Below are 5472 nucleotides of genomic sequence, written 5' to 3'. Positions count from 1 at the left end.
GATCAGTACCTTTGGATATCAAATGAGATTCAATTTAAAAGATGGATTCCCTGTACTTACAACGAAAAAGGTTAGTTTAAAAGCGATTATCCATGAACTATTATGGTTTTTGAAGGGTGATACAAACGTTGGGTACCTTCAGGAAAACAGTGTGCGCATCTGGAATGAATGGGCGGATGAAAAGGGGGAATTAGGTCCGATTTATGGTCATCAATGGCGTTCCTGGGGAACGGCCGATGGAAGGCAAATCGACCAAATCAGTGAATTGATCGAACAAATCAAGACGAATCCAAATTCAAGAAGATTGATAGTCAGTGCTTGGAATGTTGGGGAACTGGATGAAATGGCCTTGCCGCCTTGCCATGCTTTCTTTCAATTCTATGTTGCTGATGGCAAGCTTTCATGTCAGCTATACCAACGTTCAGCGGACGTCTTCTTAGGTGTTCCTTTTAATATAGCTTCGTATGCGCTTTTAACGATGATGATCGCCCAGGTGTGTGATTTGGAAGTTGGTGAATTTGTACATACTTTCGGGGATGTCCACATCTACTCTAACCACCTTGAACAAGTGGAACTGCAGTTGACTCGTGACCCGAAACCATTGCCAATCATGAAAATCAATCCAGATGTGAAAAATATCTTTGATTTTAGCTTCGAGGACTTCGTTTTGGAAAATTACGAAGCCCATCCCCATATAAAAGGTGAGGTTAGCATATGATATCGTTGATAGTGGCTATGGATCAAAATCGTGTGATAGGTAAAAACAATAAACTGCCATGGCATTTACCAGCAGATCTGCAGTACTTTAAAAAAGTGACGATGGGCCATCCAATCGTCATGGGGCGAAAAACATTTGAATCGATCGGCAGGGTCCTGCCTGGCCGCGAAAATGTCATCGTCACCCGCAATCAGGAATTTGAAGCGGAAGGCTGCGTAGTATTACATGATATTGCACAAATCAAAATGTTCGCAGATAACCATGAAGCGGAAGTCTTCGTAATTGGCGGAGCCGAAATCTTCAAGGAAATCCTTCCTTTTACCGACCGCCTGTATATTACGGAAATTCATGAAACTTTCGAAGGGGATACTTTCTTTCCCGAGATTGATGAAAATGAATGGGATGAAATCTCCTCAAACCCAGGCAACATCGATGAAAAAAATCGATTTGCACATGATTTTATTATTCTACAAAAAAAATAAAGTGCTAATCCGATTATGGGGAAATGACCATAATCGGATTTTTTTGGTATGGGACAACCAAAAGAAAGAATTTTTAGAAAAATCAATTACATTAATAACAGTAAAGTGCTATAATGATTGAATTCATCAGAAAGGAAATGAGGGATTGTTATGAATCAGACTGCATCTAAGAATAGGGGGATTCAATTGGAAGACATTCTAATTGCCTATAGAGAACTGAAAGAAATCGTTTTACATACACCTTTACAAAAAAATCAGAGGCTCTCTGAAAAATATGATTGTAATGTTTATTTAAAACGCGAGGACTTACAACACGTACGTTCCTTTAAATTAAGAGGGGCTTACTATAAAATGAAAAGCCTGACCGAGGAAGAGACGAAGAACGGAGTCGTTTGTGCCAGTGCAGGAAACCATGCACAGGGTGTTGCTTTTTCCTGCAGCCAATTGGGCATTCACGGGAAAATTTATATGCCTGCTACAACTCCAAGGCAAAAAGTCGATCAAGTTCAGCTATTCGGCAGGGATAATGTGGAGATCATCCTAATAGGGGATACATTCGATGATGCATTTGCCATGGCGATGGAATGCTGTGAAAAAGAAGAGCGTTCCTTTATCCATCCATTTGACGATGAAAAGGTAATCGCCGGGCAAGGTACAACGGCTGTAGAAATCCTGAACGATTGTGAAGATGGAATCGACTATGTATTTGCCGCTATGGGCGGCGGCGGGTTAATGGCCGGAGTATCGAGTTATTTCAAATCGGTTTCCCCARATACGAAATGCATTGGAGTTGAGCCGCAAGGTGCTGCTTCGATGGAATACTCCTTCAATGAAGGAAAAGTATCTGAACTCGAAAAAATAGATACATTCGTTGATGGAGCAGCTGTCAAGTGTGTGGGACAGTTAACATATCAGCTTTGTAAGGAAAACTTGGAAGATATCGTTGTCGTACCTTCAGGCCAAATCTGTACGACGATTCTCGATTTGTATAATCAGCATGCGATTGTCGCTGAACCGGCAGGGGCTATATCTGTAGCCGCGTTGGATTCATATAAAGAACAAATCAAAGGAAAAACGGTTGTTTGCATGGTCAGCGGAGGGAATAACGACATTGGGCGCATGCAGGAAATTAAAGAGAAATCCTTATTATATGAAGGGCTGCTTTATTATTTTATCGTGAATTTTCCACAACGTGCTGGCGCTTTAAGGGAATTCCTTGATGAAGTGTTAGGACCGAATGATGATATAAGCCGTTTTGAATATACGAAGAAAAATAATAAAGAAAGCGGGCCGGCCCTGGTTGGTATAGAGCTAAAAGATAAAAATGATTATGAAGGGCTCATCCAAAGGATGAACAAGAAAGGATTCTCTTTCGTAGAGGTCAATAAAGACAGTAATTTATTTCACTTGTTGATTTAAACATGGATAAAATGTTAAATTAGGATAGAATAATACCTATGTTTTTACATTTTATCTGCCGGCCCAGTCGTATATGGGCATACTGTCGATAATTGTTACCATTCTATGACGAATTGCCAGTTCCCTTTCAATTGGTTGGAAATGGTATTATAATCGGAGTAGGTCTAATTACAACACCAAAGGGGATGTATCCATGTCGAACATTGGAGTACCTGGTCTAATTCTAATCTTAATTTTGGCATTAATTATCTTTGGTCCGAAGAAACTTCCAGAAATTGGCCGTGCTTTTGGACAAACGCTTCGTGAGTTTAAAAAATCCACAAGTGATTTAACAAAAGGTGATTATGAAGAAGATAAGAAGCTACAACAAAAAAATCATGAATGATTGAATGCTGGGCGTAAGATGGAATCGTCTTGCGCCTTTACGCTGTAACAAAGATACGGATTTTCAGATGAAGGCGTGATCAACTTTGGAAGATAAGGAATTAAATATCATCGATCATCTCGATGAATTGAGAAAACGGCTCATCATTACAGCTGTTGCTTTTGTCATCTTTTTTATCGCCAGCTTTATTTATGTTGAGGAGATTTATAATTGGTTCGTGAAAGATCTCGATTTTGACCTGATGGTATTGGGACCGAGTGATATTATCTGGATTTACTTCATGCTTGCAGGTGTCGTAGCCATTGCGGCAACGATACCGGTAATTGCCCTGCAAATCTGGTTATTCGTTAAACCCGCTTTGATGCCAAATGAAGTGAGGGCGACCCTTGCCTATATTCCAGCACTTTTCCTGCTTTTTATCGGAGGGCTTGCTTTCGGTTATTTTGTCATCTTCCCGACCATTCTTCAATTTTTGATTGAATTGGGTGATGGGATGTTCATAACCAGTTTTACAGCTGATAAGTACTTTTCATTCGTATTTAATATGACGATACCTTTTGCTGTTTTATTCGAGCTTCCTGTCGTTACCATGTTTTTGACCTCCCTTGGCATAATAAATCCTTATGTGCTTCAAAAATTAAGGAAGTATGCATACTTTGTACTGGTTGTCATAGCGATATCGATTACGCCGCCTGACTTTATGTCAGACTTTATGGTGATGGTTCCATTGCTGTTATTATACGAAATCAGTATTTCATTATCTAAAGTCGTCTATAAACGAAGGGTGAGACGTGAAAGCTTGCGGGAAGACACCTACGAGGAAGGTTTATAAGAAGAAGCCCATAATGGCATTTTGCCCTTATGGGTCTTTTTTTTATGATTATCAATCTGATTTCTCTGTTTTTTTACACATTTGAATATTTATACTTTTGGATTTATTGTGTATAATGTAAGCAATCGGTTAAAAATGAGGATTGATATTTTGATGTTCAAATGCTTGGAATTCAAAGATTGTTTTGGACATAAGGTCACCATTTCAGAAATACCTGTCTTACTGCCTAGTGATCCGAATTTTTTTATGTTGACCGTGCGTTTGGAAGTATTTGTTAAGAAGGTTTTTGCCAATAAAGATCATAAAGAAAATTACTCATTTAAGCATTATTTAGCATCCGTACTCAAATGGCCCGTTTACAACAAGCTTTTTTTTGGAAGTTTACTCAATAATGCTTAATGCGGATTGTTCCATAGCTAACATCTCCGTTAAAAGAGATGACACGAATGCCATGCAATATCGAATGTATCGGCATGTGTTCAGGTTAGCTCATGGAACGGTCTTTTTTTGTGTAATCATTTCAAAAGATAAGTATCACTTCAGTCGAAAAATGAAACCTTTGGTTTGAATGCTTACCTTGAATAGGTATAATACAATAGATATGTTAATTTAGGGATGTGTAATGATGAATAAAGTAAAGATAGTAACAGACTCGACAGTAGATATGACACCAGAGGAACTGGAATTTTATGATATTACAATGGTCCCTTTATCGATCTTTATAGATGGGGAGACTTTTTTGGATAAGGTCGAAATTGAACAAGAAGAATTCCTGAAAAGGATGAACCAGTCAAAAGAACTGCCAAAAAGCTCACAACCGGCCGTAGGTACCTTTGTGGAGGTATATGATGAACTCGGAAAAGACGGCAGCGAGATTATTTCCATACATATGACAGGTGGCATGAGCGGTACTGTTCGTTCAGCGGAAAGCGCAGCTAGCATGTCTGAAACGAAGGTTACCGTTCTTGACTCGAAATTCATTTCAAAAGCGATGTCATTTCAGGTGATCGAGGCAGCGAAGATGGCGAAGGAAGGGAAATCCGTAGCCGAGATAATTGAACGATTGGAACATATTAAAAAGCAGTCAAGTTTAATCATTGTCATAGAAACACTTGATAACCTCGTTAAGGGTGGAAGGATTGGCAAAGTTTCTGCTTTTATCGGTTCATTGCTGCACATAAAGCCGATTGCACTTCTTGATGATGGTGTACTGAACCCTGTATCCAAAGCCAGGAGCCAGTCACAGGTCGTCAAGTTCATCATCAAGAAATTCAAAGAAGAGACTCAAGGCAAAAAGATTAGAGGCATCGGTTTTGTACATGCGAATGGCCTTGAAATAGCGGATAAGGTCCGCCAGGCCATTGCAGACTTGACAGGATATCAAGACATAAAGATAGAAGCAACGACTGCCGTTGTCAGTACCCATACAGGTGAAGGCGCCATGGCGATCATGTATTATTGGGACTGATAAGGATATACCATATGAAACTGCGTTTGGCGGCGGTTTCGTCACTTTTACAATTGTCTTTAATAGGTGAAGGCGCCATGGCGATCATGTATTATTGGGACTGATAAGGATATACCATATGAAACTGCGTTTGGCGGCGGTTTCGTCACTTTTACAATTGTCTTTAAT

The 5472-nt window shown here is 39.6% G+C and carries 7 protein-coding genes; all 7 read left to right on the top strand.

What is annotated here, in order from left to right; translation table 11 throughout:
* Positions 1 to 718 (top strand): thymidylate synthase (locus AC1DVB_RS24935; protein ID WP_477591454.1); only part of this gene is annotated, 718 nt, incomplete at its 5' end.
* Positions 715 to 1200, top strand: a complete 486-nt coding sequence (locus AC1DVB_RS24930) for a dihydrofolate reductase (RefSeq protein WP_057277318.1) — start codon at positions 715 to 717, stop codon at positions 1198 to 1200. The genes AC1DVB_RS24935 and AC1DVB_RS24930, both read left to right, overlap by 4 nt.
* Positions 1201 to 1350: 150 nt before the next feature.
* Positions 1351 to 2619: a threonine ammonia-lyase IlvA gene (gene ilvA, locus AC1DVB_RS24925; RefSeq protein ID WP_477591452.1), complete on the top strand. Its 1269-nt coding sequence runs from the start codon at positions 1351 to 1353 to the stop codon at positions 2617 to 2619.
* Positions 2620 to 2812: 193 nt separating this feature from the next.
* The gene (tatA, locus tag AC1DVB_RS24920; RefSeq protein WP_034307557.1) at positions 2813 to 3004 is read left to right on the top strand and encodes a twin-arginine translocase TatA/TatE family subunit; all 192 of its coding nucleotides are present in this window, start codon (positions 2813 to 2815) and stop codon (positions 3002 to 3004) included.
* Between the two features lie 85 nt (positions 3005 to 3089).
* Positions 3090 to 3836 carry a twin-arginine translocase subunit TatC gene (gene tatC, locus AC1DVB_RS24915; RefSeq protein WP_034307555.1) on the top strand — a complete coding sequence of 249 codons (747 nt, stop codon included), beginning with the start codon at positions 3090 to 3092 and terminating at the stop codon, positions 3834 to 3836.
* Positions 3837 to 3971: 135 nt separating this feature from the next.
* Positions 3972 to 4235 carry a DUF2535 family protein gene (locus AC1DVB_RS24910; RefSeq protein ID WP_306804680.1) on the top strand — a complete coding sequence of 88 codons (264 nt, stop codon included), beginning with the start codon at positions 3972 to 3974 and terminating at the stop codon, positions 4233 to 4235.
* 226 nt (positions 4236 to 4461) lie between these two features.
* Complete coding sequence (locus AC1DVB_RS24905) at positions 4462 to 5304, top strand: DegV family protein (protein WP_057277320.1); 843 nt, start codon at positions 4462 to 4464, stop codon at positions 5302 to 5304.
* Positions 5305 to 5472 lie beyond the last annotated feature (168 nt).

Source organism: Peribacillus sp. P4_D6, assembly GCF_056401795.1.
This window is presented reverse-complemented; position numbering and strand designations above follow the sequence as displayed.

Bases quoted from the DNA above. Each gene is read 5' to 3' on its own strand.
- AC1DVB_RS24930 (WP_057277318.1), top strand. From the start codon at position 715: ATGATATCGTTGATAGTGGCTATGGATCAAAATCGTGTGATAGGTAAA.
- tatA (WP_034307557.1), top strand. From the start codon at position 2,813: ATGTCGAACATTGGAGTACCTGGTCTAATTCTAATCTTAATTTTGGCA.
- AC1DVB_RS24910 (WP_306804680.1), top strand. From the start codon at position 3,972: ATGAGGATTGATATTTTGATGTTCAAATGCTTGGAATTCAAAGATTGT.
- AC1DVB_RS24905 (WP_057277320.1), top strand. From the start codon at position 4,462: ATGAATAAAGTAAAGATAGTAACAGACTCGACAGTAGATATGACACCA.